Raw genomic sequence first — 24,174 nt, forward strand, 5'->3', positions numbered from 1 at the left:
GGCACCGCGCCCCGACGGTACAATCTAGGTAGCCGGAGCGCCGCCTAGGACGCCCCGTTCTCCCCCCCACCGGAGCCTGCGCTCCGCAACGATCTAAGGTTCTAACTCCATGCACCACAAAGCACGCAAAGCCGTTGCGGCCGTCTTCGCAATCGGCGCCCTCAGCCTCACTGCCTGCAGCTCGGGCTCGGATTCCGCTGATGACTCCGGGCTTGGCCTGGTTCGTGAAGGCACATTGACGGTTTGCTCCAACCTGCCGTTCCAGCCCTTCGAGTATGTCAACGACGACGGCGACTACGCCGGGTTCGACATGGACCTCACCCGCGAGATCGCCTCCGGGATGGGCCTGGACTGGGCTCTGCAGAACGTGGGCTTTGACGGGCTCCAGAGCGGCACCGTCCTGGCTGCCGGCCAGTGCGACCTGATCGCGGCCGCGGTGACCATAACCCCCGAGCGCGAAGACAAGCTGGCTTTCTCCGATCCGTACTACGACTCCCTGCAGTCGCTGCTGGTTCCCGCCGGTTCCTCTGTCACCTCCCTCGAAGACCTCGACGGTAAGAAGGTCGGCGTACAGCAGGGCACCACCGGCGAATCGTACGCCCGGACGAACGCCGAAGGCGCTGAAGTCATCGCCTATCCCTCCGACGCCGAGCTGTTCCCGGCGCTGAAGGCCGGCAACATCGACGCTGTCCTCCAGGACCTGCCCGTCAACCTGGACCACACCGACGGCGGAAAGTTCACCATCGTTGCCAAGTACGAAACGGACGAGGCCTATGGCTTCGCAATGAAGAAGCAGGGCAGTGAGGATCTGGTTGCGGCCGTCAACGCCGAGCTGGCTGAGCTGCGCGAAAGCGGCAAGTACCAGGAAGTCTACGACCGCTACTTCACCGAGTAGGGCGGCCTGCCACGGCGCGCCGGGCACGGCGGAACACTGTATCTGGGCAAAAACGGCATGCGTACAATCTAGACTGCTTGCCAAGACGTTCAGGGGCCTTATAGTCCCTGTTCAGCACCGTTCAGCACGTTCAGCACTGCCCAGCTCCGTCCAGCTCGCTCAAGAGAAGGTAGCCTTCAATGCCGTACAAAGCACGATCCTCCGTCCTGGCCACTGCGGCATTGTCCGCACTGCTCCTCTCCGCCTGCGGCGGCGGAGGCAATGACACTGCCTCCGACTCCGGGATGAACCTCGTGACCGAGGGCACCCTCACGGTCTGCTCCGACATCCCCTACATCCCGTTCGAGTACGAAGAGAACGGCGAGTACGTGGGGTTCGACATGGACCTCGTGAAGGAGATCGCCTCCGGCATGGGCCTGGACATCGCCATCCAGGATGTCGGCTTTGACGGTCTGCAGGGCGGTACCGTGCTGGCCGCCAAGCAGTGTGACCTCGGTGCCAGCGCCATGACCATCACCGAGGAACGGCAGAAGAACCTGGCGTTCTCTGACCCGTACTATGACTCGCTGCAGTCCATCCTGGTTCCAGAGGGATCGGACATCGCCGGCATTGAGGACCTGGCCGGGAAGAAGGTCGGTGTCCAGCAGGGCACCACCGGCGAGGCTTATGCCCGGGAAAAGGCACCTGAGGCCGAGATCATCTCCTACCCCAGTGATGCAGAGCTGTTCCCCGCCCTCCAGGCTGGAAACGTCGAAGCCGTGCTCCAGGATCTGCCCGTGAACCTCGGCCATACCCAGGAGGGCGCCTTCACCATTGCCGCGAAGTTCGAAACGGACGAATCCTACGGTTTTGCGATGTCCAAGACCGGCAGCGAAGAACTGGTCTCCGCCGTCAATGAACAGCTGGCGGCCCTGCGGGACAACGGCAAATACCAGGAAATTTACGACAAGTACTTCACCGAGTAACAACGACTGACCCATCGCCGTCCCGGACACACCCCGTCCGGGACGGCGCCATCACTTCCGCGGAAGGCCTTCCACCTTGAAACCGTCCACCCGCAGACGCCTCACCCGGGGCATCCTGTACGCCGTCTTTGTCCTGGCGGTTCTTGCCGTAGTCCTGCTTGCAGACTGGCAGGCGATCGGCGTCAACTTCTTCGATCCTGAAGTTGCCCGTGAGTCTTTCCCGACCATCATTACCGTGGCGGTCAAAAACACCATCGTCTACACGGTGATCGCCTTCATTGGCGGAATGATCCTGGGCCTGATCCTGGCCCTGATGAAGCTCTCCCCGGTGGCACCGTACCGCTGGGCCGCGACGATCTACATCGAGATTTTCCGCGGCTTGCCGGCCCTGCTGGTCATTTTTGCCATGGCTTTCGCCGTGCCGATCGCCTTCGCGTGGCGTCCGCCGGGAGGCAATGCCGGTGCAGGCCTGATCGCACTGATCATGGTTTCCGGCGCCTACATTGCCGAGACCATCCGGGCCGGCATCCAGGCCGTACCCGCCGGCCAGACCGAGGCCGCCCGCTCCCTCGGGATGGGGCCCGCCTGGACGATGGTGTCCGTGACCCTCCCCCAGGCCTTCCGCATCATCACCCCGCCGCTGACCAACGAGCTGGTGATCCTGATCAAGGACACCTCGCTGCTCTTCATCGCCGGCATGGCCCTGCAGGACCGGGAACTGACAACATTTGCCCGTGATTCCCAGTCGCAATTCGCCAACTCCACCCCGCTGGTCCTAGCCGCCGTGATGTACCTGATCATCACCCTGCCGCTGACGCAGCTGGTCGCCAAACTCGAACGCCACAACCAGAGAGGCCGGTAGCCCAGCGTGAGCACAGCTGCATCTGTCCCGTCCGCAAACCAGCCCGCCATTGAAGTCCGCGACCTGCATAAGTCCTTCGGCGACAACGAAGTCCTTAAGGGCATCGATTTCCATGTGAACCAGGGCGAAGTCGTCTGCGTGATCGGTCCGTCCGGCAGCGGCAAGTCCACCCTGCTGCGCTGCGTGAACCGGCTGGAGGAGCCCACCAGCGGCATCATCCGGGTCGAAGGCGTGGACATCACCGACCCGGAAACCGACCTGGACGCCGTCCGCACCCGGATTGGCATGGTCTTCCAGCAGTTCAACCTCTTCCCGCACCTGAACGTGCTGCAGAACCTCACCCTGGCCCAGCGCCGCGCCAAGAAACGCGGCAAGGCCGAAGCCGAACAAACCGCCATGAAGAACCTGGCCAAGGTGGGACTGGCAGACCGCGCGAAGGCCTTCCCCGCGCAGCTCTCCGGCGGCCAGCAGCAGCGCGTGGCCATCGCCCGGGCCCTGTCCATGGATCCGGACATGATGCTCTTCGACGAGCCCACCAGCGCCCTCGACCCGGAACTGGTGGGCGACGTCCTCGAGGTGATGCGCCAGCTTGCCGAAGAGGGCATGACCATGATGGTTGTTACCCACGAGATGGGTTTTGCCCGCGAGGTCGGTGACCGCGTGGTCTTTATGGACGGCGGCGTCGTGGTGGAGCAGGGCAATCCCGCGGATGTCCTTGGCAGCCCGCAGCACGAGCGCACCCGCTCGTTCCTCTCGAAGGTCCTGTAGGGACCAGCCCCCGGGAAGCCTTCAGCTGCGGCCTGCACCATCCGGTGCGGGCCGCAGCTGCGTTACGGGCTGCCGCAGGGAAATCAGCGGGGTGCAGAATCAGCGAGCGCGCTGCGCACGGCCGCCTGTACCCGGCGGTGCAGGGAGCGCAGCCCGGTCCGCTGCACCGGCACCTCGATTACCGACCGGCCGCGGATCGGCGCTTCCAGTGCCGCCGTCAGTTCCTCCGCTGTCCGGGCTACCTGGTGGGGCACGCCGTAGCCGGCGGCCAGTCCGCCGATGTCCGCCCGGTGCGGGGTGCCGAAGAATCGTTCGACGACGCCGCGGTACTCTTCCCGCTCTCCCAGCTCCCCGTGTTCGAGCAGGCTGAAGATGCCGCCTCCGGAGTCGTTGAGCACCACCAGCTGCAGGTCGGGTTCGGTTTCGCCGTCTCCGAGCAGCAGACCGCCGGCGTCGTGCAGGAAGGTCAGGTCTCCCAGCAGCAGGCGGGTCGGGATGCCCTGGGCCAGCGCGATCCCGGCCGCCGTGGAGATGGTGCCGTCGATTCCGGCCAGGCCGCGGTTGGCGTACACGTCCAGCGGGTGCCAGTGTGTGGAGGCCACCAGGTCCACGTCCCGGATCGTGTTGGAGGACCCCAGCACCAGGTTGCCGTCGGAAGAATCCCAGACCATGCCAGCCACGTGCAGTCCGGTGAGTTCAGCCTCGGACGCGAGCAGCGACTGGATGGAAGCTTCCGCCACCCCGGAGGCCTGCTGCCAGGATTCCAGCCAGCCCGGCGCACCACTGCCGGCAAAGGCGAGCAGCGCCCCCAGATCCGAGATGACCGTCTCCGGCCGTTTCCCGGGCTCAAACCAGTTCACCGGGTGGGGTACGTAGAGCGCCTTCCGGACGTCCGGGCGCGCCAGGAGCGCAGCCACCGGCCGGGACAGCGTGGGGCGGCCAAAGACCACCACTCGTTCAATCTGCCCGCCCAGTTCCCCGAGCAGCAGCCGGTACGCGGGAATGGCGTTGGGCCCGAACCGTGCGTTCGATGACGGTTCCGCGAACAGCGGCAGTCCGGCCCGCTGGGCGAACATCGCCGCCACTTCCCCGGCGCCGTCGCCGGCCACCACCACGGTGTGGTGGGCCCCGGCCAGCTCCGCCAGGGTTCCGGGTTCGTGTTCGGCCGGTTCGGGAAGCAGCACGGGGCCGCCGGCACCCGCGGCCGGCACCAGGGCGTCGGCGGCGGTGGGGACCAGCGGGTCACGGAAGTGCAGGTTGATGTGGACCGGTCCGGTGGGGGACGTGCCGCCGACCCTGCCGAATGCCTCGGCAATCGGGCCCGCCGGGTCCTCCCCGGCCTCCACAGAGGTGTGGGCCGCCGGGAACCGGCCGAAAATCCCATGCTGCACGGTGGTCTGGTTGGCGCCGCTGCCGTGCAGCTCGGACGGGCGGTCCGCGGAAAGAACCACCAGCGCAATGCCGGCATGATGGGCCTCCATCACGGCCGGCAGCAGCTCGCCGACGGCGGTGCCCGAGGTAGTTACCACCGCTGCGGGCCGCTGCCCGCCGCGGGCCAGACCGAGCGCCGTGAATCCGGCGACCCTCTCGTCGATGCGGACATGAACCTGGACCAATCCCTGCACCTGTGCCTCCGCCAGGGCATACGCAAGCGGAGCGCTGCGCGACCCGGGGGCCAGGACCACGTCCCGCACGCCGGCTGCGGCCAGCGCGGACACAGCTGAGCGGGCTGCCTGCAGGGAGCTCAGGCTCTTGGCGGATGCCGGCTCGGCGGCACCGGTGGAGGAAAACTGGCGGGGGGACTTCGAAGATCCGGTCACCTCTCCATCCTAGGGTTCGTGGTCAGGGACCGTGCCCTCCGGGCCTGCCCCTAAACTCTCCCGGAGGCCATTCCAGCGGGTCCGGAGCCCTCAGGCGCCGGAGCACACCTGTCTGCTGAAGCAGTGAGAAGCGGTCCGGCACGCCCCAGTGCTCAGTGATCCTGCCGTCAACCACTGTGGCGACGTCTATGACGGTGAGCTCGACATGCTTACCGCTGGGCGGCCCGAAGAACTGACCCGTGTTGGTACCCATGCCGTAAAACCGCGCCCACCCCGTGTCACCGCGGGTAGCCCAGTCCTGCAGTTCATAGCTGATGTCCGGCATGGCCTCGTGCACCTGGCGAATGGCTTCCCTGACGTGTTCGATGGCTTCTGCGCCGCCTCCGTCGAGGCCGAACTGGTGCTCGATCAGGTCCGGTGAGAAAAGCTCGTCCACGATCGAAGTGTCCCCGAGGGCAAAACCCTCGAAAAGGACCCGCCGCAGTACGCTGACACTTTCCGGCAGCTGGGTCTGGTCCATTCTCTGCATCCTCGCCACTGGGAGTGCGGCCGCACGGTCCGCACCGCGGTAGTGTCTCAGCCGGATAGCAGCGGTTGAGGCATTGGATAAGTAGACCATAGGCCCTGCGAAACCGCGGAGGAAGGGAGGGCCGCTGTTCAGCCGGGCCGCCGCCGGAGCCTATCCGTGCGCTGCTGCGCCCAGCCCGGCCTGGACCCGCTCCAGCCGATCCAGCCACCACCGCCGGCGCTCCGGCTCGGCGGCGAACCGTTCCAGCAGCGCCTCGGAGACCGGCACGTCCCGCACAGCCAGCGCGCCGCCGTCGGGCACCAGCGAATCCTCCGTGATGTCCCCTGCCATCAGCGACAGCGTGCCAAGTCCGCAGGCGTAGGGCAGCTGGGGCAGGGAAGCTGCCAGCGCCACTCCGGCGCGGATCCCCACCGAGGTATCCAGCGCGGAACTGACGACGGCGGGAAGCCCGGCAGCCGCCACGATGTCCAGGGCGCGGCGCACCCCGCCCAGCGGCGCCACCTTAACCACAATCAGGTCGGCGGCATCTTCGCGTGCCACCCGCAGCGGATCGGTCTCCTTGCGCACACTTTCATCGGCGGCGATCAGCACCGGGATGCCCCGGCGCTGCAGTTCCAGCCGCACCTCGCGCAGCCCGGCGATCTCCGGCACGGGCTGTTCGGCGTACTCCAGCCCGGCCTCGGCCAGGGCTTCCAGGGCCCCGACGGCGGTGGGCACGTCCCAGCCGCCATTGGCGTCCACGCGGATGCCGGCGGCTGGAAGCAGGCGGCGGACCTCGGCCACCCGGGCCAGATCCTCCGCCACGGACTGGCCGCGTTCGGCAACTTTCACCTTCACGGCGCCCACATCACCGAACCGGGCCAGGACACCTTCCACCTGCTCCACCGGGACGGCCGGTACGGTCCCGTTGACCGGCACCGAGCCGCGGAGCGGATCCGGGTAGCCGTGCCAGGCCGCCTCCACAGCCGCGGCGAGCCAGGGAGCAGCCTCGGCGTCGTCATATTCGGGAAACGGCGCGAACTCGCCCCAGCCTTCCGGGCCGCGCAGGAGCAGCGCCTCACGGTGCAGGATCCCGCGGAATTTCACCCGCATCGGGATCGAGACGACGTGGGCCCGGCTGAGGAGGCTGCTGAGACTGGGAACTGTATTCGAATCCACCCAGCCAGCCTACCCGCGGGACTCCGCCGGCAGACCGCGTGCCAAGGTGGGCCGCCGCCGGAGAGCCACGGCCGCGGCCGCGGGACTTTTTGCGGACCGCCTGTGCAGCGCGGCGGCCGGCGCACAGGAAACCGTCATGGACCTGTGGCACGCTGGAGGGAATGGATACGCGCAATCTCCTGAGCAAACGGGCACCGGCACGCCGCCGGGCCGGGCACAACCCTGCCCTGTTCCTCTTCGCCGCACTGATAACCGCAGCCTGTGCTGCCCTGACGTATTTCGGTTTTGTCCGCACCACCACCGGGCAGCTGGCGGACGAATCGGCGTGGCGCGAGGCAGAAGTGGTGGCGCCGGCTACCCGTGTCCCGGCCCTGGAAGTTCTGGACAACCTGCCGCTGCTCTCGGTGTTTATCGCCCTTGCCGTCATAGTGGCCGTCAGCATTGCGCGGAAACGCCTGGCGCCCGCCATCATTGCCGTGGCAGCCATGGCCGCTGCCAACCTGGCGACCCAGCTGCTGAAGAATCTGCTGCTGGACCGCCCGGACCGCGGCGTTATCACCCTGGACTTTAATTCCCTGCCCTCCGGGCACACCACCCTGGCAGCCTCCGCCATGGCCGCCATTTTCCTCGTGGCGTCCCCTCGCTGGCGGCCCGCCGCCGCAGCCCTCGGCGGCACCTACGCCGTCCTGGCCGGAGCGGCAACGTTCTTCAACCTCTGGCACCGCCCGGCCGACGTCGTTGCTGCCTTCTTTGTGGTAGCCACCTGCACGCTCCTGGGCGGCTTGGTGATGCTGAGGACAAACCCCGATTGGAACACCTGGCCGGCCGGCGGACGGACCACCGGAACCAGGTTCTGGACCGGGATCTGCGTTCTCCTGGGGACCCTTGCCCTGGCAACCGCCGCAGCGGTGTACGCCTACGCCCGCTGGGGAAACGGCATCGCCGTGCTTGACGGCAGCCCGCTCTACTTCTGGTGCGGCCTCGCACTGATCATCGGGGTTGGCTACAGCCTGGCCGCGCTGGGCTCACTGTTGTTCAGCCAGCAGGCGGGCGACCGTTAGGCACCGCACCAACCCCGGGCCGACCTTTGGGGACCCAGCGCCAGAGAACCGCTGCGCCCGCCACTCCCAGCAGCGCCGTCGCCCCGATTCCGGCGGAGAGCGAAAGCACCGCCGTGATCCCGGCGAGCAGTCCGGGACCGCCGAGGGTGCCGATGTCCGAGAGCAGCCGCCAGATCCCCAGGAACTGCGGGCGTCCGGGCTGCGGGGAAAAGTCCGCACCGAGGGTCATCACGATTCCTGATCCGATCCCGTTGCCGAAGCCGATGAGCAGCGCGGCTGCCAGCAGACCCAGCGGACTGGACGTCAGCGGCAGCAGCGCCAGTCCCAAAGCCATCAGGAGCATGCAGGGTACCGCCACGGCACGCCGGCCGCGCAGGTCCATCACCCGTCCGGCCGGATAGAAAAGCAGCATGTCGATTCCGGCGGAGATCCCGTAAATGATTGCGGTCTGGGTGGGGTCGATCCCCAGGTACTGGGCCCAGAGCGGAATCACGGCCTGCCGGGTGGCCCGCACCGCCGCAATCAGCAGCACGCCGATTCCCACCGTGCGAAAAATTCGGGAGTGGCTGCCCAGAACGGATCGGAGGGTCGGCGCGGCAGCGGCTTCCACGCCGTCCGGCTGCCCTTGCCCGCGCTGCCGCCGGCCAGGCCGCGGTACACGCACCGTGAGGTCCGGGACAGTCAGGCTGAGCAGCCCCGCCGCCAGCGCGGCTGCGGCGCCAACCCAATACGCGCCTGCGGTACCGGCAAAATGCATGGCCGCCGCAGCGGCGAACGGTCCCAGGAACACACCGATCCGGTTGGATCCGCCCAGCGTGGAAAGCGCCCGGGCGCGGTACAGCAGCGGTACCGCTTCGGTCACATAGCTTTGCCGGGCCAGTCCGAAGACGGCGCCGGCCATACCGACCATAAAAACGGCGAGGGCGAAGACCCACAGCACCGGAATGGTGGCGGCCAGGACCATGGCGGCGGCGCACCAGGCGGCTGCCCCCACCAGGGCCCACTTCTCACCGAAGCGGGTGGTGATGAGGGTCGCGGGCACGTTGGCCACCAGCGATCCAATGCCGGTCAGGGTCACCACAAGCGCAGCCAGGGCAACGGTGGCACCCAGATCGCTGGCAGTAAGGGCGACGACGGGCAGGATCGCGCCAATGGCGGTCCCGTACAGGATGGTCGGTCCGAAGGCCGGTACGGCGATGCTGCGCAGGCTGAACGAGTCTATTGCTTCAGCCATTTCCACCGGGCGAGGGTCCGCAGCCGGGTGAGGAGCGCCCGCGACTGTTCCGGTCCGTAGGGCAGGATCGGCACGGCCTTGGTCACATCCGTGGAGGCCTGTTCCATGGCGTTGCGGGTCACAGCTACAGCGCTGCGCATCTTGTTCATCTGCGTGGTCACGAAATCCATGGTCACCGGTTTGCCGTGCCCGGGAACCACGGTGGCGTAAAGGTCTTCCAGGGCGGTGATTTTGCCCAGGGTCCGGACCCAGTCCTTCGGAAAGGAGTCGCCGAAGTTCGGGTCTGCACCCTCCTCGACCAGATCGCCGGCAAACAACACGTCCCCGGCTCCCACCAGGAGGTCGTGGCTGGTGTGGCCACGGCCCAGATGGAACAGGGTCACGGACATTCCGCCGAGGTCCAGATCCACGGGGCTGCCGTCCACCAGCCGGTTCGGCGGGGTGATGCCGGTATGCTCACCGGTGCCCGCGGCCATGCCGGGTTCGACGGCGGCTACCGCGGCGCGCTGGTTCTCCCCGTCTTCGGCGATGACCGCGGCGCAGTCGCTGGTTCCCCAGATATCTTCTACGCCGTGGGCCAGCAGGTAGCTGTTGCCATAAAAATGGTCGAAATGGGCGTGGGTGTTCACGGCCGTGACCGGCAGATCGGTCAGCTGCCGGACGCCGTCGAAGATGGTTTTGGCCTGGGCCGGGCCGGCGCCGGTGTCGATCAGCAGGGCACGCTCATCGCCGATGACCAGTCCGGTGTTCATTCCCCAGCCGGGGTTGGTCCGCACGTAAACGCGCGGCGCAACCTCCACCCAGTCATGAGGAGTGTGCTGGCCTGCCTGCGTCATGGTGTCCGTCCTTCGGGTCTGTCCGAAAACAAACCTACCGCGTATCGGACATCACAGGTCGGCCAGCACGCTCCCGGGGTTCTCTATTGCGTCGGCCACGTAACGGAGGAAGCCACCGGCGGTTCCGCCGTCGCAGACCCGGTGGTCAAACACCAGGGTCAGCTCGGTGAGCTTGCGGACGGCCAGTTCCCCGTCGACGACCCAGGGCTTGTCGATAATCCGGCCGATGCCCAGGATCGCCGACTCCGGGTAGTTGATAATGGCCGCGCTGCCGTCCACACCGAAGACCCCGTAGTTGTTCAGGGTGAACGTTCCGGAGGTGAGTTCTGCCGGGGTGGCGGCCCCCGACCGGGCCGCGGAAGTCAGCCGGCGGATCTCGGCGTCGAGCTCCCGGGCGCTGAGCTTTTCCGCATGCCGGATGGAGGGGACCATCAGGCCGCGGTCGGTCTGCGCCGCGAAACCGAGGTTTACGCCGTCAAACTCCAGCAGCTCCGCATCTCCCGCCTCGCCGCGCACATAGCGGGTGTTCAGTTCCGGGAAACGGCGCAGGCCGGCCAGCACAAAGCGGGCCAGGAAAGCCATCAGGCCCGGCGTGTTATCCGGGTCCCGGCGCTTCATTCCGGCGCGCAGCTCCAGCAGCGCGGTGGCGTCCACGTCCACCCACACGGTTGCCTCGGGGATTTCGGAGCGGCTGGCGCTGAGGTTGGCCGCGACTGTGCGGCGCAGTCCCTTGACCGGCGTCCGGCTGGTGATGGCCAGTCCCGAGCGTGTGTCAGTGCCCGAAGCGGGCACTGCTTCAGCCGCAGGCGCTGTTTCAGCCGCGGGCGCTTGGGCACCTGCGATGGCCTGCTCGACGTCGCGGCGCAGGATCAGCCCGTCCGCACCGCTGCCAGTCAAGGTCATCAGCGCCAGTCCGGCGTCGCGGGCCAGCCGGCGCACCAGTGGGTTGATGCAGCGGGGCGCTTCGAGCGTTACCGTGCCTGCAGCTGCAGTTGCCGCTGCGGCAGCGGGAGCAGGCACCAGGGCTGCAGCGTTGGTGCGGGCGCGCCGCGGGGCACGGGTGCGCCGGTTGGTTCCGTGGTTGTCCGGGGTCCCGTAACCGATCAGCACGTTACCGGAACCGGCTCGTTCCTCTTGGCGGTAGGCTTCGCCGGCAGCATCGGACCCGGGTGCGGACACAGCCGCTGCGCCGCCGGAAGCTACGGCTCCGGGTTCGGGCAGTCCGGCAGCCGCCGTCGTGCGCACCGAAATCAGCGGCTTACCGACGTCGATGCTTTCACCGGCAGCGCCGTGCAGTGTTTCGACGATCCCGGCAAACGGGGAAGGAACCTCCACCAGCGATTTGGCGGTCTCCACCTCGGCTACCGGCTGATCGACGGCGATCGTGTCGCCCTCGGCCACCAGCCAGGTCACCAGTTCGGCGTCGGTCAGGCCTTCGCCCAGGTCAGGGAGCAGGAAGGTACGCACGCTCACTTGTCCTCCCACTGCAGTTCGTCAACGGTGTCCAGGATCCGGTCCACGCCGGGCAGGAAGAAGTGCTCCAGTTTGGGCGCCGGATAGGGAATGTCGAATCCGGTGACCCGGAGCACGGGAGCCGCGAGGGAATGGAAGCAGCGTTCCTGGATCCGGGCGGTGATCTCGGAGGCCACGGATGCGAACCCCGGGGCTTCGGAAATGACGACGGCGCGGCCGGTCTTGCGGACGGACGCGCAGACGGTTTCGTCGTCGAACGGCACAATGCTGCGGACGTCGATGACTTCCAGGCTGCGGCCTTCGGCGGCGGCGGCTTCCGCGGCGGCCAGGGCAGTGGACACTGACGGTCCGTAGGCGATCAGGGTCGCGTCAGTTCCCGGGCGGGCAACGGCGGCTGTGCCGATGCCGGTTCCGGGCTGGGTGTCATTGGAAGCAGCGGACGCGGTGCCGTCGTCGGCTGATTTTCGGGACGCGTCGGCGTCGGCGCGCAGCTGCGCCAGGTCCACGTCTTCCTTGGTCCAGTAGAGCTTCTTGGGCTCTAGGAAGACCACCGGGTCCGGGTAGCGGATGGCTTCGCGCAGCAGGGTGTAAGCGTCGGCGACGGTGGCCGGCGCCAGCACGGTCAGGCCGGGGGTGTGGGCGTAGTAGGACTCCGAGGAATCACAGTGGTGCTCCACTCCCCCAATGCCGCCGGCGTACGGGATGCGGATGACCAGTGGCAGCTTGACCTTCCCGCGGGTGCGGTTGGACATCTTGGCAACGTGGCTGACCACCTGCTCGAAGGCCGGGTAGGCGAACGCGTCGAACTGCATTTCCACGACGGGACGCATCCCGTTCATGGCCATGCCCACGGCCATGCCTATGATGCCGGATTCGGCCAGCGGGGTATCGAAGCAGCGGTCTTCGCCGAAGCGTGCCGTCAGCCCGTCGGTGATCCGGAAAACGCCGCCCAGCGGGCCAACGTCTTCGCCGAAGATGACGACGGAGGCGTCGGCCTCCAGCTCGTCGGCCAGGGCGGTGTTCAGTGCCTTGGCAAAGGTCAGGGACACCGTCGTGGACGCGGGTGCCGGTGCGGGGTCTGTGATTGTCATGGTGCGTGGCGTTCCTTAGGCCTGGGTCCGGGAGAGTTCGTCCTGCAGCAGGGCGGCCTGTTCAGCCAGCTGCGGGGTCCGGCGGTTGTAGACGAAGTTGAACAGGTCCATCGGTTCCGGCACGGTGTCGGTGTTCAGGCCGTCGCGGATGCGCGCGGCAATGGTTTCGGCGTCCGCTGCCATGGCGTCCTCCGCGGCGTCGTCGAGGACTCCCAGCTCGCGCAGGTAGGTACGCAGCCGCGTCAGCGGATCCCGCGGAACCCATTCCTCGACGTCGGCGGCGGCACGGTACCGGGTGGCGTCGTCGGCGTTGGTGTGCGCCTGCATCCGGTAGGTATGTGCTTCCACGAGGGCAGGTCCGCCGCCTTCGCGGGCCCGCTCGACGGCGGCGCCCAGGACAGCCAGGAGGGCTGCGGCATCATTGCCGTCCACCCGTTCGCCGGGCATGCCATAGCCAATGGCCTTGTGCGCCAGGGACGGTGCCACCGACTGGTTTTTCAACGGGACGGAGATGGCGTACTCGTTGTTCTGGACGAAAAACACCACGGGCACGTGGAAGACGGCCGCGAAGTTCAGGGCCTCATGGAAATCGCCTTCGCTGGTGGCACCATCACCGCACATGGCCAGGACCACGGTGTTCTCGCCGCGCAGCTTCGCCGCGTGGGCCACGCCGACGGCGTGCAGCAGCTGGGTGGCCAGCGGAGTGGCCTGCGGGGCGACGTGGTGCTCGTACGGATCGTAGCCGGAGTGCCAGTCGCCCTTGAGCAGGGTCAGCACCTGCAGCGGGTCGACGCCGCGGTGCACCACTGCGACGGTGTCGCGGTAGGTCGGGAACATCCAGTCGCCATCGGCCAGGACAGCGGCGGCCGCGATCTGGCAGGCTTCCTGGCCGTGGGAGGACGGGTAGACCGCAAGGCGGCCCTGCCGGACCAGGGCGTTGGCCTGGTCATTGATCCGCCGTCCGGCAACCAGGCCCTGGTAGGCGGCGCGGAGGCGGCCGCCGTCGGGCAGCGGGTACTTGTCGCTGTGCCGGTGGCGGCCGTCCGCGTCGATCAGCTGAACCGGGGTGGCGGAGGGCAGCATGGTGTCGGTGCGGTCCTCGTTGTCCTCGGGACGCTGACTGTGCGCGGACCCGGGGTGTGTGTGGCCGGTGGGAATAGTCATGGAAGCCTCCGTCATCAGCGGCGGATGCGGACAGGCCTCCAAGCGGCTCACTGCATATCAGCAATCTGATAGCGGCAATTTACCCACTCGAGCCCAGCCACACGGATGGAATTTCTGTAAGCCCAGTATGGATAGGCGCACGATTCGCATCCAGCTTTGCCGGAAATCCTAGATTTTTGGTTGTGAAAACCGTACGGTGGTGGACAAGTTGCAAAAGTGAGCTGGATTACTTTGAAGGATGTAGACACTATGGCGGAGACTCCGGCCGCGGCACTGGATGAGATCGACAAGAGCATTCTGGCTGAACTCACCAGGGACGGGCGCGCCTCGGTGAGTGCCGTGGCGGAGGCCGTCCACATCTCGCGGGCCCATGCCTATTCGCGGATTTCCAAGCTGACCAGCTCCGGTGTACTGACCCGCTTCACCGCGGTGGTGGATCCGGTGAAGGCCGGGCTGCGGTCCAGCGCCTACGTGACGCTCAAAGTCCGGCAGCACTCCTGGCGTGAATTGAAGGAGGCCCTGCGCAAGATCCCGGAGGTGCACCATGTGGCCCTGGTGGGCGGCTCCTTCGACGTGATCCTGCTGGTCCGGGCCGAGGACAACCTGCACCTGCGCCAGGTCATCTTCGATCACCTGCAGTCCATGCCCGGTGTCCTGGACACCCAGACCTTCCTGGTCTTCGAGGACCTCGACATCCGCTGAGACAAAATTGAGCTCCAGCGGATTAACCCCAACGGCCGCCGCAGTACCGGTGCAAACCCGGAATTGCGGCGGCCGTTGGGCACGCGGGGGCAGGAACGCCTGCGGCCAGCGTCAAGGGACCTAGTTTTCGTCGTGCCCCTGATCCATGCTCATCTGGTTTTCTGCCGGCGGAGTCTCTCCCGGCGGCACGCCGCCGCCCGATTCGAGTCCGGTGATGTTGCCTTCCGCGGGATCGGGGTTGGCGCGGCTGCCTTTCTCGCCGCTCCCGGCATGATTGCCGGTACCCTCACCGGTCCCGGGCCCCTTCTGTGCGGCGGCTGCTTCTGCATCCTTGGGTTTGTCCGGATTCGCGGGATCGTTGTTGGGGTCATAGCTCTGTGTCATCGTCGCCTTTCGGTCGGGCCCCGCCAGGGGAACGGAAATCGATCAGCATGCTGATAAATCCAACCTAGCGGGACCGCGCCCCGGGAGCAATCTGCTACTTGAAGAGCTCCTCCCCCACGAATCCGCCCTCCCGGGCACCCGGGGGAACGGCGAACACCGCCGAACCAATCGGCGTCGTCCATTCATTCAACAGGTCCAGCTTGTCCAGGCGCTCCTGGATCGGCAGGAACTGAGCCGTGACATCGGCCTGGTAGGAAACAAAGACCTGGCCGGCATTGGAGACGGCTCCCCCGGGCTCCGGCGCGGCGTCGTAGTTGTACGAACGGCGCAGGATCCGCTGGCGCGGATTGTCCGGCCGGGCACGGCGCATGTGTGCGTAGTCCGGTATCACCGGGAAGCCCAGAGCCGTGACTGCCTCGAAGTCCGGTTCGTCGCGTTCGGAGGAGCCGGTCAGCGGTGCACCGTTGGTCAGCGTCCGCCCAACCGATTCCTCCCGCCCGCGCCGGTCCAGTTCATCCCAGGTGTCCAGGTTCATCGCAATCCGGCGGACGACGACGGATGTTCCGCCTTCCAGCCACGCCGGGATCTCGGCGTCGCCCCAGACCACGCGGTGGAACTCGGCGGTGCCCGGGACGGGATTAGCTGAACCGTCCACCTGCCCAAACAGGTTCCGCGCGGTGGTGCCGGCCCGTTCACTGCCGTAGGCGCGGCGGAAGCCGGACTGGATCCAGCGCACCGTGGCGAAGCTCCGGCTGTCCTTAAGCAGCATGCGCTGGGCATGGGCCAGGGTCAGCGGATCATCCGCGCAGAGCTGCAGCAGCAGGTCACCACCGTTCCAGCGTTCCTGCAGCGCGTCGATGCCGAAGGCCGGGAGCGGAGCCAGCCAGCCCGGGACCAGGTGCGGGGCCACGGCGGCCACGAGCCGCGGCCCGAATCCGAACGTCACCGTCAGCCTGGCCGGGAGCACCGCCAGTTCCGCTTCCGTGTCCGCCAGGGCAGCCTGCCCCTGGGTCAGGGCAGCGGCGTCGTCACTGAGCAGGCGCAGCAGGGACCGGATGCGGTCCCTGCCCACGCCGGCGCGCAGATCCAATGCCACAAAGGATGCGTGGGCGGGTGGCGGGGTTTCAATGCCTGCCTGATGAAGACCGAAAAACGGGACAATCTGGCTGCCGTTAGCGCCGGCCTCGTCCAGCCCTGTCCGGACCAGGTCCGGCGCAGCGGATCCGGCCCGGCCGGCGGCCAGCTGCGCGCCGGCTGCGGCAACCGCACCCAGGCCGGCTGCTGCCCCGCCGAAGAGCAGGTGCCGGCGGGCGACTCCCCCGTTGCGGGGTGGAGCTGATTCCGGGCTCATCAGTGGTCCACAGTGCCGTGGGTGTCTTCAGTGCCGTGGGCGTGTTCAGTGCCGTCGGTGTGCTCAGTGCCGTGCGTGTGTTCGGCACCGTCCGTGTCTTCAGCGCCGTGCGTGTGGTCAGCGTCCGCGGCGTCGTCGCCGTAGTTTTCATTGGCTCCGGCAAAGTCCTTGGCGATGACCTCGATGCCGGTGGTGCTTCCGTCCGCCAGTTCCAGAGTGATCGGCAGCGTGTCTCCCGCAAGCAGGCCGTCCTCCAGTCCCATCAGCATCAGATGGCTGGCGCCGGGTTCCAGCAGGTATTCGCCACCTGCCGGAATGATGAACCCGCCGTCGATCTCCTGCATGGTCATGGCGCCGTCAGCTCCGGCTGCCGTTTCATGCAGTTCAACCGAGGCGGCTGCCGGTGAGCTGGCGGCGACCACGGTGAGATCTTCAGCGCCGCCGTTTTTCAGGGTTCCGAAGACTCCGGTCATGCCGCCGGCGTCCGCAGCCTTGGCCCAGGCACCGGTGATGGTCAGGGACTGCGCCTGTTCAGCCGCAGCCGATGAGGCAGAGCCGGGTGCCGGAGCGTCCGCTCCGCAGCCGGCCAGCCCGACGGCGGACAGGGCGAGGACTGCTGCTGCAAGGGTCATTTTTTTCATGGGGAAGGTACTCCAAAGGGGTAAGTGTCCGGGCACGCATGAGGGGGCCGGGAAAAGGTGTGGGAGTCCTGCGGCGCCGCGCCGGCACCGCAGCATGGGTGGTGCGCCGGGACTGTCAGGTCCTGCGCATCAAGAGGTGAAGCTAAGCGTTGCCGCCGCGGCGGCGCTTGTTCACGACGACTACGATGACGTAGATGATCACTCCGATGAGTGCTCCGCCCAGGGCCGTCAGGACCCATCCCAGCGGTCCAAAGGTTACTGTGCTGGTGGTTTCGCCCGGAGCCAGCGCGGTGGCGGATTCTTCGGGAGCCGGAGTTGTGGCTTCGGCAGTCGGAGTTGCAGCCGCTGTGCCCGCTTCAGCCTGATCGGTGGCAGCGCCGCTGGCCACGGGTGCACCAACGGTGAAGCTGAACGCACCGGTGATCGGGTGGCCGTCGCTGGAGACCGCGCGCCAGGTGACCTGGTATTCGCCGTCGTCGAGAGCGGGGAGCTTCTGGACCAGGGTTTCGCGGTTCAGGACCGGCTCGGACTCGGCCAGGTTGGTCCCGGAAGCATCAGCCACGATCACCTGGTTGCCCAGGTCCATCAGTGCGGAGCTGAACACCAGTTCAACTTCAGTGGGCGCTTCGGCCAGCACCGTACCGTCGGCAGGGGTAGCGGAGACAAGTTCATCATGGGCCAGGGCCGGCGGGGCGGCCACCAGGAAGAGGGCGAGGGCGCCGAACAGAGCGGCTGCCAGCAGGGTGGCACGCGTGCGGGCGTGCTGGAAAAGGGAGGTGGTCATTACTGCTTTCCGTTCCGTGGAGAAGTGGGGTTCGTGTGGGTGCGCGGGGAGGCGCTTAGGCGGACACGAACGCAGCCGGCGGGCCACGGTGGCGGAAAGCTAACAGGGGTATGCCGAGATTGCGCAGGCCGCGCGGGCGGTAGGCGAGAACCAGGGCCACCGGACGGGGCAGGTGTTCCGGAAAGAACAGCGGGAGCAGGGCCCCGGGCCGCAGCCCAAGAGCTTCGATGAGCCTGCGGGCGGCTTTCTCGCCGCAGGCCAGCAGCCAGACCGTTGCAGCAGCCGCGAGGGCGTGGCTCGCCCACATCAGGAGCCCCGCGGCGGCGGCGGCCTGGGCTGGTTCGGCCGCGAGGGAACGCTCAGCTATGCCACTGAGGAAGGCGGCGTGGCCGGCATGTCCTGCCTGGGTCCCGACCGTTGCCGGCGCGGACCCCAGGCTGAACAGGAAGTGGAAAAGTCCCTGGCTGAAGACCACCGCTGCGGAAAGCCGCAGCAGTGAGAGCGAGCGGCCAGCGAGAAGGCAGCTGACCATTCCGGACAGTGCCAGGGAGAACAGGACGATGGCGGGCTCCGGTGTGGAACCTCCGCCAAGCACATGCGACGCCGAGGCGACAGCCGTGGCCGCAAATGCTGCGGCCCAGCCACGCACCAGGCGTGCGGCACGCACAGTCATGAGTCCTCCTCGGGCACCGGATGCCGGGCAGGGTGGTGCTCCGGCCCTGTCATTCTCCCGGAGTTTGGCGGTGCTGTCGAATGGAACGGCACCGCGGTGACGGCCGGGCCGTCCATTCGCCGGCCCCGCCAGCGCGCCGGTGTTTAGCTCACGCCTCCGGCGTTGATCAGCCGTTGAAGCGGGGCCGCCGCTTTTCCTTGAAGGCGGCAAAACCCTCGGCGTAGTCCCGGGTGCCGCACAGGACGCCCTGGGCTTTGTTCTCATCCTCCACGGAGTCCCACAGTCCCAGGCGCTGGTCGCGGATCTGGGCGACCAGGTCCTTCGACGCGCGGAAGGCTCCGGTGGCGCCGGTGGCGACGCGGGCCACGGTGGCACGGGTGGTTTCGAGCAGGTCATTGGCCGGGAAGACGCGGCTGAACAGCCCGGCGGCCACGGCCTCTGAACCGCTCATCAGGTCCGCGGTGTAAATCAGGTCGAGTGTGCGGTGCGCGCCGAGGCGCTCGGTGAACAGCCAGTGCCCGCCCGAATCCAGGGTCGCGCCGAGGTTGGCAAACGGCGAGCCGATCTTCGCGTTATCCGCTACGTACACCACGTCCGTGGCCACCAGCAGGCCGAGTCCGACGCCGAGGCACGCGCCGTGGGCGGCGGCGAAGGTGGGCGCCGGGAAGGCTGCCATCTTCTTCAGCAGCGGAGTGACCAGATCGCCCAGGAAACCGTAGGCATCGTCGTTGGCGGGGTCGACGGCGGAGATGTCCCGTCCGGCGCAGAACGCCCGGCCCTCCCCGCGCAGCAGCAGCGCCCGCACTCCGGCGGAGGCGGCGTCGTCGTAAGCCTTGGACACATCAGCCAGTGCCTGCTCGTCGAGGGAGTTCAGCTTTTGCGGAGCGTTCAGCACCACTTCGGCGACGCCGTCGCTGATGCTCAGCTCAACCATGGACTTAGGCTCAGAGGGGATCTGCTCGCTCATATGTTCGGTGCTCCTAGGCGTCGTAGTCGACGGTGACTTCGGGGCTGGTGGGGCGGCTCTGGCAGGTGAGGATGTAGCCCTTTTCGATCTCGTCCGGTTCCAGGGCGTAGTTCTCGTCCATCGACACGGTGCCGGAGACCACCTTGGCCCGGCAGGTGCCGCAGACGCCGCCGGCGCAGGCGAACGGAACGTCCGGGCGGACGCGCAGCGCAGCGTTGAGGATTGACTCGCGGGCGTGGGTGGGGCTGGCCACCTTGCCCTGCAGTCCGTCGAGCCGGAAGCTGATCTCGAAGTTGTCTGCGGACGCATCCACCGTGACCGGGCGGCCAATCTGGCCTTCCGGGCGGCCCGGCTGGCCGGTGGTGAAGAGTTCGAAGCGGATTTTCTCGGCTTCCACGCCGCGTTCGGCCAGAGTGTCCCGGCACAGCTGCACCAGTTCGAAGGGGCCGCAGAGGAACCATTCATCGACGTTGCGGGTGGGCAGGACGGATTCGATCAGCGATGAGAGTTTCTCCGCATCGATCCGGCCGGAGAGCAGCGGAGAGATGCGTTGTTCCCGGGACAGGACATGGTAGAGGGCGAACCGGGCGGGGTATTTGTCCTTCAGGTCGGCGAGTTCCTCGAGGAACATCACGTCCATGGCGGCCTTGTTGGCGTAGACCAGGTCAAAACGGACGTTGTCCGACGCCGCGAGCACGGTCCGGGCGATGGAGATGACCGGCGTGATGCCCGAACCTGCGGCGACGGCGACGAACACGTTTTCCGCGTCGACGTCGATGTCCTCGGGGTGGTTCAGCGCCGTCATCGGATGCTTGGAGATGAAGCCGCCCGTGGGGCTCATGACCTCCAGCACGTCTCCGGCCCTGAGGTTGTCATTGGCCCAGGTGGAGAAACGGCCGCCCAGGTCCCGCTTAATGGCTACCCGGATTTCCCCGGGCTTGGGTTCGGCGCAGATGGAGTAGCTGCGGCGGATGTCCTGTCCGTCCAGCGTGGTGCGCAGCGCAACGTACTGGCCGGGGAGGTAGTCGAAGGAGCCGGCCAGTTCCTCGGGCACAGCGAAGGTGACTTCAATGGCATCTTCGGTGAGCCGGCGGACTTCGCTGACCGTCAGCGGATGGAAGGCGGTGCGGCGGGAGGCCGGAGCCGCACCGGCGGCCTCGGTGGTGGAGGTTGTCATAGTTAGAGCACCTTGAAGTAGTCGAAGGGTTCCCGGCAGTCGCCGCAGACGTACAGCGCTTTGCAGGAGGTGGAGCCAAAGCGGGTCATTTCACGGGTGTTGAGCGAGGAGCACTGGGGGCACTTGACGCTCAGCCCCAGACGGACGGGTCCCGCTGCCGCACGCCCGGTCGGTGGGGCGATCCCGTAGGCGTTGAGCTTGGCCTTGCCCGCCTCACTCATCCAGTCCGTGGTCCAGGCCGGTGCGAGCACCAGATCCACCCGGACGCCGGCATAGCCTGCGGCCATCAGTGCCGCCGTCACGTCCTCGCGGATCGCGTCCATGGCCGGGCAGCCCGAATACGTGGGAGTGATGGTGGCCCGGACCTGGTTGCCGTCCAGCAGCTCCACGGCCCGCAGCACACCCAGGTCCTCAATGGTGAGGACCGGGATTTCCGGATCGCAGACCGTGGCAGCAATATCCCAGGCGGCAGCGGCTGCCGGGTCCGCCGGGCGGAGCGCCGTGCTCGAATCCGGGTCTGTGCCGGTGTTCTGGTCCACCCCGGATTCGTGCCGGGCTCCGCTGTGTCCGGAAGCTGCCCCTGACGGGTCCCAGGCCGTGTGTGTCTGATTCATGGCTGTTACCAGGAAGCGCCGGGATGTTCGCGGGCCAGGACCTGCATTTCCGCCAGGAGCGGGCCCAGGTATTCGCTGTGCAGTCCCTGACGACCGCCGCCGGGAGCGGACTGAACGTCGGGAACCTGCAGTTCCGCTTCAGCCAGCACCGCGGCGATCTTCTCGTCGAAGGCGGCCCGCAGGGTGGAGGGCAGGACGGCGGTTCCGTCCAGGGAGCGGACCAGGTCATCGTCCTGGAACAGCTCTCCGACGTAGGGCCAGACCAGTTCCAGGGCGCGGATCATGCGGGTGCGGGATTCCTCAGTGCCCAGGCTCAGGCGCAGGACCCACTGGGCACTGTGGTCCCGGTGGTAGTCCACTTCCTTGACCGCCTTGGCTGCAATGGCGGCAAGGGTCTCGTCCTTGGAGGCGAGCATCGCCGTGTACAGCTCGAACTGGTAAAAGGACACCACCAGCTGACGGGCGATGGTCCTGGCGAAGTCACCGTTTTCCTGCTCGACGATGTGGGCGGAGCGGTAGTCGCCCTCGCCGCGCCAGTACGCCAGGTCATCTTCGGACTTGTCCCAGGCGGTGCCGGCGTAGGTCAGAAAGGACCGGGCGTGGCCAATCAGGTCCAGGGCGATGTTGGAGAGGGCAATGTCCTCTTCCAGCTCCGGCGCCCGGGAAATCCACCAGCCCAGGCGCTGCGCCAGGATCAGCGAGTCATCACCGAGACGGAGGGCGTATTCGGCGGTGTCGGCCGGTGCCTTGGCATCCGAGGCGGCAATGTCTTCAGGACGGAGGGCATTTCCCGGGGTGATGCGGGTGGCGCTGTCCGAGCTCACAGGTGCTTCACCCCTTCAGACTTGCGGTAGTACGTGGCGTGCCGGTAGTCCTTGCCCTGCGGGGACTCGAAGAACTGTCCCCTGGCATCCGGATCACTGGAGATGATGGCTTCAGCGGGGACGACCCAGAGCGAAACGCCTTCATTGCGGCGGGTGTAGAGGTCGCGGGCGTTGCGGACCGCCATGTCCGCGTCCGGCGCGTGCAGTGAACCTGCGTGCACGTGGGACAGCCCGCGGGAGGAGCGGACAAAAACCTCCCAGAGCGGCCAGGCCGCGCTGGCGCCCGTACCGGGCTGGGCGGAGGAATCAGTGCCCACCGGCTTGGCGCCGTCGTCACCCGTTGTGGAACCGGAAACCATGCTTATGCCACCTCAGTCTTTCGTGCCTGTTTGGCGGCGTAGGCCGCTGCTGCTTCGCGCACCCAGGCGCCGTTCTCGTGTGCTTCGCGGCGCCGTGCCAGGCGCTGGGCATTGCATGGGCCGCGGCCGGCGAGGACTTCCTTGAATTCATCCCAGTCCAGGGGCCCGTGCTCCCATTTGCCGGTTTCTTCGTTGAACCGGATCTGGTCATCGGGGAGGGTCAGGCCCAGGACCTTGACCTGCTCGAAGATCATCCCGACGAACCGCTGCCGCAGTTCATCATTGGAGAAACGCTTGATGTTCCACTTCATGGACTGCTGGGAATTCGGCGAATTGTCATCCGGCGGGCCGAACATCATCAGGGACGGGGCATACCAGCGGTTGATTGCGTCCTGCGCCATCTGCTTCTGCGCCTCGGTGCCGTTGGCCAGTTCGAGCAGGATTTCAAACCCCTGCCGCTGGTGGAAGGACTCTTCCTTGCAGACCCGCACCATGGCCCGGCCGTAGGGGCCGTAGGAGGCACGGCACAGCGGCACCTGGTTGCAGATGGCAGCGCCGTCCACCAGCCAGCCGATGGCACCCATGTCCGCCCAGCTGCGGGTCGGGTAGTTGAAGATGCTGGAGTAGCGGGCCTTGCCGGCAATCAGATCCTCGGTCATCTTCTCGCGCGGGGTGCCCAGGGTCTCGGCGGCGGAGTAGAGGTAGAGTCCGTGCCCGGCTTCGTCCTGCACCTTGGCCATCAGGATGGCCTTCCGCTTCAGCGACGGAGCCCGGGTGATCCAGTTGGCCTCCGGCTGCATTCCGACGATTTCCGAATGCGCGTGCTGGGAGATCTGCCGGACCAGGGTCTTGCGGTAGCCCTCCGGCATCCAGTCCCGCGGCTCGATCCGGGAGTCCTCGGCAATAATCGCGTCGAAAGCGGCCTGCCCGGCCTGGTCCTCGAATGCCGGGACAGCCTGCAGGTCCCGCTGTGCGTCGGTCTGCGCAGCCATATAAGTCACCTCACTGTTTTCCACGTGCCCGCGGTCCGGACCGCGGAAGTCGCCCGGCCAATAATTACCGACCGTTCGTTCAGGATATGGGTGTGAGCGGCGGCACGTCAAGACGGCACCGTTCCGGTGCCGCCGCCCGTCCGGCAAGCTGCCCCGGCACAGTCATATCCTTGGATATGCACACCCAGCGGCTACCTTGGGAATGGCACAGATCAGCGGCGGAGGAAGCACCATGGTGAACAGCGGGCAGACGGAGCGCAGCAGGCTTCGCGCGCGGATCAAGGACCGGGTCTCCCCGGCCCTGGCGGCGCAGCTGCTGGTTCCCGCGCTGCTGGGACTGCTGGGATTCTGCGCCGTCGCCGCAGCCGTCGCCTCCACGGGCGGAGTCCTGGGTATCACCGTGACCGGACTCGCCGTCGTCGTTACCCTGCTGCTGGCCGCGGGAGCTGCACCCTTTTACGTTCCCTTCCTGCTGGCCGGGACCTGGTACAAGCCACTGGGCGTGCTGGCCGCTGTGGCGGCCTTCCATCTGCTGCTTTTCGCGACGATCGGAAGATCGGTCCTGCTGACGGTGTCCGCTGTCCCAGTGGCACTGGCCGGGGGCGGGCTGCTCCTGCTCACCTCGCTGTGGTCCCAGTTCCACCACGGCCCGGCCGCCGAGCCGGTCATCGGACCCGCCATGCCGGAGGATGCCCGCCCGTTCACGCACACGCTGGTGCTGGTAACGGTCAACTGGGTGTTTTTTGCCGCCGCAGGTATGTTCAGCGCCTGGTTCCTGCTCGGCCGCTGAACGTCCACACGGTGCAGCCCGTGCCGCGGCCGTCTGCTGGCGGCATAACCGCAGGCTGCC

Annotated in this window: 26 protein-coding genes; 7 read left to right on the forward strand and 19 right to left on the reverse strand. The window is 67.2% G+C overall.

The genetic code is table 11. The features are described 5' to 3' along the window. Window positions 1–109 precede the first annotated feature (109 nt). From H9639_RS09820 to H9639_RS09835, 4 genes are all read left to right on the forward strand, one after another. The gene (locus H9639_RS09820; RefSeq protein WP_191807912.1) at window positions 110–895 is read left to right on the forward strand and encodes a basic amino acid ABC transporter substrate-binding protein; all 786 of its coding nucleotides are present in this window, start codon (window positions 110–112) and stop codon (window positions 893–895) included. A gap of 179 nt (window positions 896–1,074) precedes the next feature. Next, window positions 1,075–1,860: a basic amino acid ABC transporter substrate-binding protein gene (locus H9639_RS09825; RefSeq protein ID WP_191807913.1), complete on the forward strand. Its 786-nt coding sequence runs from the start codon at window positions 1,075–1,077 to the stop codon at window positions 1,858–1,860. A 76-nt stretch (window positions 1,861–1,936) separates the two neighbouring features. Then, a complete protein-coding gene (locus tag H9639_RS09830; protein ID WP_191807914.1) occupies window positions 1,937–2,722 on the forward strand; it encodes an amino acid ABC transporter permease in 786 nt (261 codons plus the stop codon). Window positions 2,723–2,728: 6 nt separating this feature from the next. After that, entirely contained in the window at window positions 2,729–3,490 is a 762-nt protein-coding gene (locus H9639_RS09835) for an amino acid ABC transporter ATP-binding protein (protein WP_318242050.1), read from the forward strand. Window positions 3,491–3,573: 83 nt separating this feature from the next. Here H9639_RS09835 and menD read toward each other — a convergent pair whose 3' ends face one another. The 3 genes from menD to H9639_RS09850 form a co-directional block, all read right to left on the reverse strand. Continuing rightward, window positions 3,574–5,310 (reverse strand): 2-succinyl-5-enolpyruvyl-6-hydroxy-3-cyclohexene-1-carboxylic-acid synthase, encoded by a 1,737-nt coding sequence (gene menD / locus H9639_RS09840; protein WP_191807915.1) that lies wholly within the window; start codon window positions 5,308–5,310, stop codon window positions 3,574–3,576. A 22-nt stretch (window positions 5,311–5,332) separates the two neighbouring features. Then, window positions 5,333–5,830 carry an ester cyclase gene (locus H9639_RS09845; RefSeq protein ID WP_191807916.1) on the reverse strand — a complete coding sequence of 166 codons (498 nt, stop codon included), beginning with the start codon at window positions 5,828–5,830 and terminating at the stop codon, window positions 5,333–5,335. Window positions 5,831–5,989: 159 nt separating this feature from the next. Then, on the reverse strand, window positions 5,990–6,997 hold the full coding sequence (locus H9639_RS09850) for an o-succinylbenzoate synthase (protein WP_191807917.1): 1,008 nt from the start codon (window positions 6,995–6,997) through the stop codon (window positions 5,990–5,992). A 161-nt stretch (window positions 6,998–7,158) separates the two neighbouring features. On the opposite strand from H9639_RS09850, the gene H9639_RS09855 reads away from it, so the two are divergent. Then, a complete protein-coding gene (locus tag H9639_RS09855) occupies window positions 7,159–8,058 on the forward strand; it encodes a phosphatase PAP2 family protein (protein WP_191807918.1) in 900 nt (299 codons plus the stop codon). On the opposite strand, the gene H9639_RS09860 is transcribed toward H9639_RS09855, so the two are convergent. Genes H9639_RS09860 through pdhA form a run of 5 tightly spaced genes read right to left on the reverse strand, consistent with a single transcriptional unit; the run spans window position 8,033 to window position 13,856 of the window. Continuing rightward, window positions 8,033–9,292: an MFS transporter gene (locus tag H9639_RS09860; protein ID WP_191807919.1), complete on the reverse strand. Its 1,260-nt coding sequence runs from the start codon at window positions 9,290–9,292 to the stop codon at window positions 8,033–8,035. The genes H9639_RS09855 and H9639_RS09860 overlap by 26 nt on opposite strands. Continuing rightward, window positions 9,277–10,128 (reverse strand): MBL fold metallo-hydrolase, encoded by an 852-nt coding sequence (locus tag H9639_RS09865; protein WP_191807920.1) that lies wholly within the window; start codon window positions 10,126–10,128, stop codon window positions 9,277–9,279. The genes H9639_RS09860 and H9639_RS09865 overlap by 16 nt, the downstream gene beginning before the upstream one ends. A gap of 51 nt (window positions 10,129–10,179) precedes the next feature. Next, window positions 10,180–11,595, reverse strand: coding sequence for a dihydrolipoamide acetyltransferase family protein (locus tag H9639_RS09870; protein ID WP_191808135.1), 1,416 nt, complete (start codon window positions 11,593–11,595; stop codon window positions 10,180–10,182). A gap of 2 nt (window positions 11,596–11,597) precedes the next feature. Beyond that, entirely contained in the window at window positions 11,598–12,692 is a 1,095-nt protein-coding gene (locus tag H9639_RS09875; protein ID WP_191807921.1) for an alpha-ketoacid dehydrogenase subunit beta, read from the reverse strand. 15 nt (window positions 12,693–12,707) lie between these two features. Further along, a complete protein-coding gene (gene pdhA, locus H9639_RS09880; RefSeq protein ID WP_191807922.1) occupies window positions 12,708–13,856 on the reverse strand; it encodes a pyruvate dehydrogenase (acetyl-transferring) E1 component subunit alpha in 1,149 nt (382 codons plus the stop codon). A 249-nt stretch (window positions 13,857–14,105) separates the two neighbouring features. On the opposite strand from pdhA, the gene H9639_RS09885 reads away from it, so the two are divergent. Continuing rightward, window positions 14,106–14,558 carry an Lrp/AsnC family transcriptional regulator gene (locus H9639_RS09885; protein WP_191807923.1) on the forward strand — a complete coding sequence of 151 codons (453 nt, stop codon included), beginning with the start codon at window positions 14,106–14,108 and terminating at the stop codon, window positions 14,556–14,558. A gap of 120 nt (window positions 14,559–14,678) precedes the next feature. Here the strand turns inward: H9639_RS09885 and H9639_RS09890 are convergent, their stop codons facing one another. The 11 genes from H9639_RS09890 to paaA form a co-directional block, all read right to left on the reverse strand. After that, window positions 14,679–14,942, reverse strand: coding sequence for a DUF6480 family protein (locus H9639_RS09890; protein WP_191807924.1), 264 nt, complete (start codon window positions 14,940–14,942; stop codon window positions 14,679–14,681). Window positions 14,943–15,036: 94 nt separating this feature from the next. Continuing rightward, the gene (locus H9639_RS09895) at window positions 15,037–16,293 is read right to left on the reverse strand and encodes a Dyp-type peroxidase (protein WP_191807925.1); all 1,257 of its coding nucleotides are present in this window, start codon (window positions 16,291–16,293) and stop codon (window positions 15,037–15,039) included. Further along, complete coding sequence (locus H9639_RS09900; RefSeq protein ID WP_191807926.1) at window positions 16,293–16,934, reverse strand: copper chaperone PCu(A)C; 642 nt, start codon at window positions 16,932–16,934, stop codon at window positions 16,293–16,295. The genes H9639_RS09895 and H9639_RS09900 overlap by 1 nt, the downstream gene beginning before the upstream one ends. Window positions 16,935–17,076: 142 nt before the next feature. Next, a complete protein-coding gene (locus H9639_RS09905; RefSeq protein ID WP_191807927.1) occupies window positions 17,077–17,718 on the reverse strand; it encodes a copper resistance CopC family protein in 642 nt (213 codons plus the stop codon). Between the two features lie 55 nt (window positions 17,719–17,773). Next, on the reverse strand, window positions 17,774–18,391 hold the full coding sequence (locus H9639_RS09910; RefSeq protein WP_191807928.1) for a hypothetical protein: 618 nt from the start codon (window positions 18,389–18,391) through the stop codon (window positions 17,774–17,776). 166 nt (window positions 18,392–18,557) lie between these two features. Then, on the reverse strand, window positions 18,558–19,325 hold the full coding sequence (locus tag H9639_RS09915) for an enoyl-CoA hydratase/isomerase family protein (RefSeq protein ID WP_191808136.1): 768 nt from the start codon (window positions 19,323–19,325) through the stop codon (window positions 18,558–18,560). Between the two features lie 46 nt (window positions 19,326–19,371). Continuing rightward, window positions 19,372–20,535 (reverse strand): 1,2-phenylacetyl-CoA epoxidase subunit PaaE, encoded by a 1,164-nt coding sequence (paaE, locus tag H9639_RS09920; RefSeq protein WP_191807929.1) that lies wholly within the window; start codon window positions 20,533–20,535, stop codon window positions 19,372–19,374. Window positions 20,536–20,537: 2 nt separating this feature from the next. Further along, window positions 20,538–21,149 (reverse strand): 1,2-phenylacetyl-CoA epoxidase subunit PaaD, encoded by a 612-nt coding sequence (paaD, locus tag H9639_RS09925; RefSeq protein ID WP_191807930.1) that lies wholly within the window; start codon window positions 21,147–21,149, stop codon window positions 20,538–20,540. A 5-nt stretch (window positions 21,150–21,154) separates the two neighbouring features. After that, entirely contained in the window at window positions 21,155–21,973 is an 819-nt protein-coding gene (paaC, locus tag H9639_RS09930) for a 1,2-phenylacetyl-CoA epoxidase subunit PaaC (RefSeq protein WP_191807931.1), read from the reverse strand. Beyond that, entirely contained in the window at window positions 21,970–22,332 is a 363-nt protein-coding gene (gene paaB, locus H9639_RS09935; RefSeq protein WP_225219451.1) for a 1,2-phenylacetyl-CoA epoxidase subunit PaaB, read from the reverse strand. Before paaB ends, paaC begins: the two co-directional genes overlap by 4 nt. A gap of 2 nt (window positions 22,333–22,334) precedes the next feature. Further along, the gene (gene paaA / locus H9639_RS09940; protein ID WP_191807932.1) at window positions 22,335–23,324 is read right to left on the reverse strand and encodes a 1,2-phenylacetyl-CoA epoxidase subunit PaaA; all 990 of its coding nucleotides are present in this window, start codon (window positions 23,322–23,324) and stop codon (window positions 22,335–22,337) included. 202 nt (window positions 23,325–23,526) lie between these two features. Between paaA and H9639_RS09945 the strand changes: the two genes are divergently transcribed. Next, window positions 23,527–24,114 (forward strand): hypothetical protein, encoded by a 588-nt coding sequence (locus tag H9639_RS09945; RefSeq protein WP_191807933.1) that lies wholly within the window; start codon window positions 23,527–23,529, stop codon window positions 24,112–24,114. Window positions 24,115–24,174 lie beyond the last annotated feature (60 nt).

This window comes from Arthrobacter gallicola, from assembly GCF_014836775.1.
Taxonomy (GTDB): Bacteria; Actinomycetota; Actinomycetes; order Actinomycetales; family Micrococcaceae; genus Arthrobacter_B; species Arthrobacter_B gallicola.

Excerpts from the sequence above, each read along its gene's own strand:
- H9639_RS09875 (WP_191807921.1), bottom strand. The coding sequence starts at position 12,692 with ATGACAATCACAGACCCCGCACCGGCACCCGCGTCCACGACGGTGTCC.
- H9639_RS09885 (WP_191807923.1), top strand. The coding sequence starts at position 14,106 with ATGGCGGAGACTCCGGCCGCGGCACTGGATGAGATCGACAAGAGCATT.
- H9639_RS09910 (WP_191807928.1), bottom strand. The coding sequence starts at position 18,391 with ATGACTGTGCGTGCCGCACGCCTGGTGCGTGGCTGGGCCGCAGCATTT.
- H9639_RS09860 (WP_191807919.1), bottom strand. The coding sequence starts at position 9,292 with ATGGCTGAAGCAATAGACTCGTTCAGCCTGCGCAGCATCGCCGTACCG.
- H9639_RS09845 (WP_191807916.1), bottom strand. The coding sequence starts at position 5,830 with ATGGACCAGACCCAGCTGCCGGAAAGTGTCAGCGTACTGCGGCGGGTC.
- H9639_RS09820 (WP_191807912.1), top strand. The coding sequence starts at position 110 with ATGCACCACAAAGCACGCAAAGCCGTTGCGGCCGTCTTCGCAATCGGC.
- paaB (WP_225219451.1), bottom strand. The coding sequence starts at position 22,332 with ATGGTTTCCGGTTCCACAACGGGTGACGACGGCGCCAAGCCGGTGGGC.
- paaE (WP_191807929.1), bottom strand. The coding sequence starts at position 20,535 with ATGACAACCTCCACCACCGAGGCCGCCGGTGCGGCTCCGGCCTCCCGC.
- H9639_RS09895 (WP_191807925.1), bottom strand. The coding sequence starts at position 16,293 with ATGAGCCCGGAATCAGCTCCACCCCGCAACGGGGGAGTCGCCCGCCGG.
- H9639_RS09865 (WP_191807920.1), bottom strand. The coding sequence starts at position 10,128 with ATGACGCAGGCAGGCCAGCACACTCCTCATGACTGGGTGGAGGTTGCG.
- H9639_RS09890 (WP_191807924.1), bottom strand. The coding sequence starts at position 14,942 with ATGACACAGAGCTATGACCCCAACAACGATCCCGCGAATCCGGACAAA.
- H9639_RS09900 (WP_191807926.1), bottom strand. The coding sequence starts at position 16,934 with ATGAAAAAAATGACCCTTGCAGCAGCAGTCCTCGCCCTGTCCGCCGTC.
- H9639_RS09945 (WP_191807933.1), top strand. The coding sequence starts at position 23,527 with ATGGCACAGATCAGCGGCGGAGGAAGCACCATGGTGAACAGCGGGCAG.
- paaD (WP_191807930.1), bottom strand. The coding sequence starts at position 21,149 with ATGAATCAGACACACACGGCCTGGGACCCGTCAGGGGCAGCTTCCGGA.
- H9639_RS09855 (WP_191807918.1), top strand. The coding sequence starts at position 7,159 with ATGGATACGCGCAATCTCCTGAGCAAACGGGCACCGGCACGCCGCCGG.
- H9639_RS09825 (WP_191807913.1), top strand. The coding sequence starts at position 1,075 with ATGCCGTACAAAGCACGATCCTCCGTCCTGGCCACTGCGGCATTGTCC.
- paaA (WP_191807932.1), bottom strand. The coding sequence starts at position 23,324 with ATGGCTGCGCAGACCGACGCACAGCGGGACCTGCAGGCTGTCCCGGCA.
- pdhA (WP_191807922.1), bottom strand. The coding sequence starts at position 13,856 with ATGACTATTCCCACCGGCCACACACACCCCGGGTCCGCGCACAGTCAG.
- H9639_RS09905 (WP_191807927.1), bottom strand. The coding sequence starts at position 17,718 with ATGACCACCTCCCTTTTCCAGCACGCCCGCACGCGTGCCACCCTGCTG.
- H9639_RS09915 (WP_191808136.1), bottom strand. The coding sequence starts at position 19,325 with ATGGTTGAGCTGAGCATCAGCGACGGCGTCGCCGAAGTGGTGCTGAAC.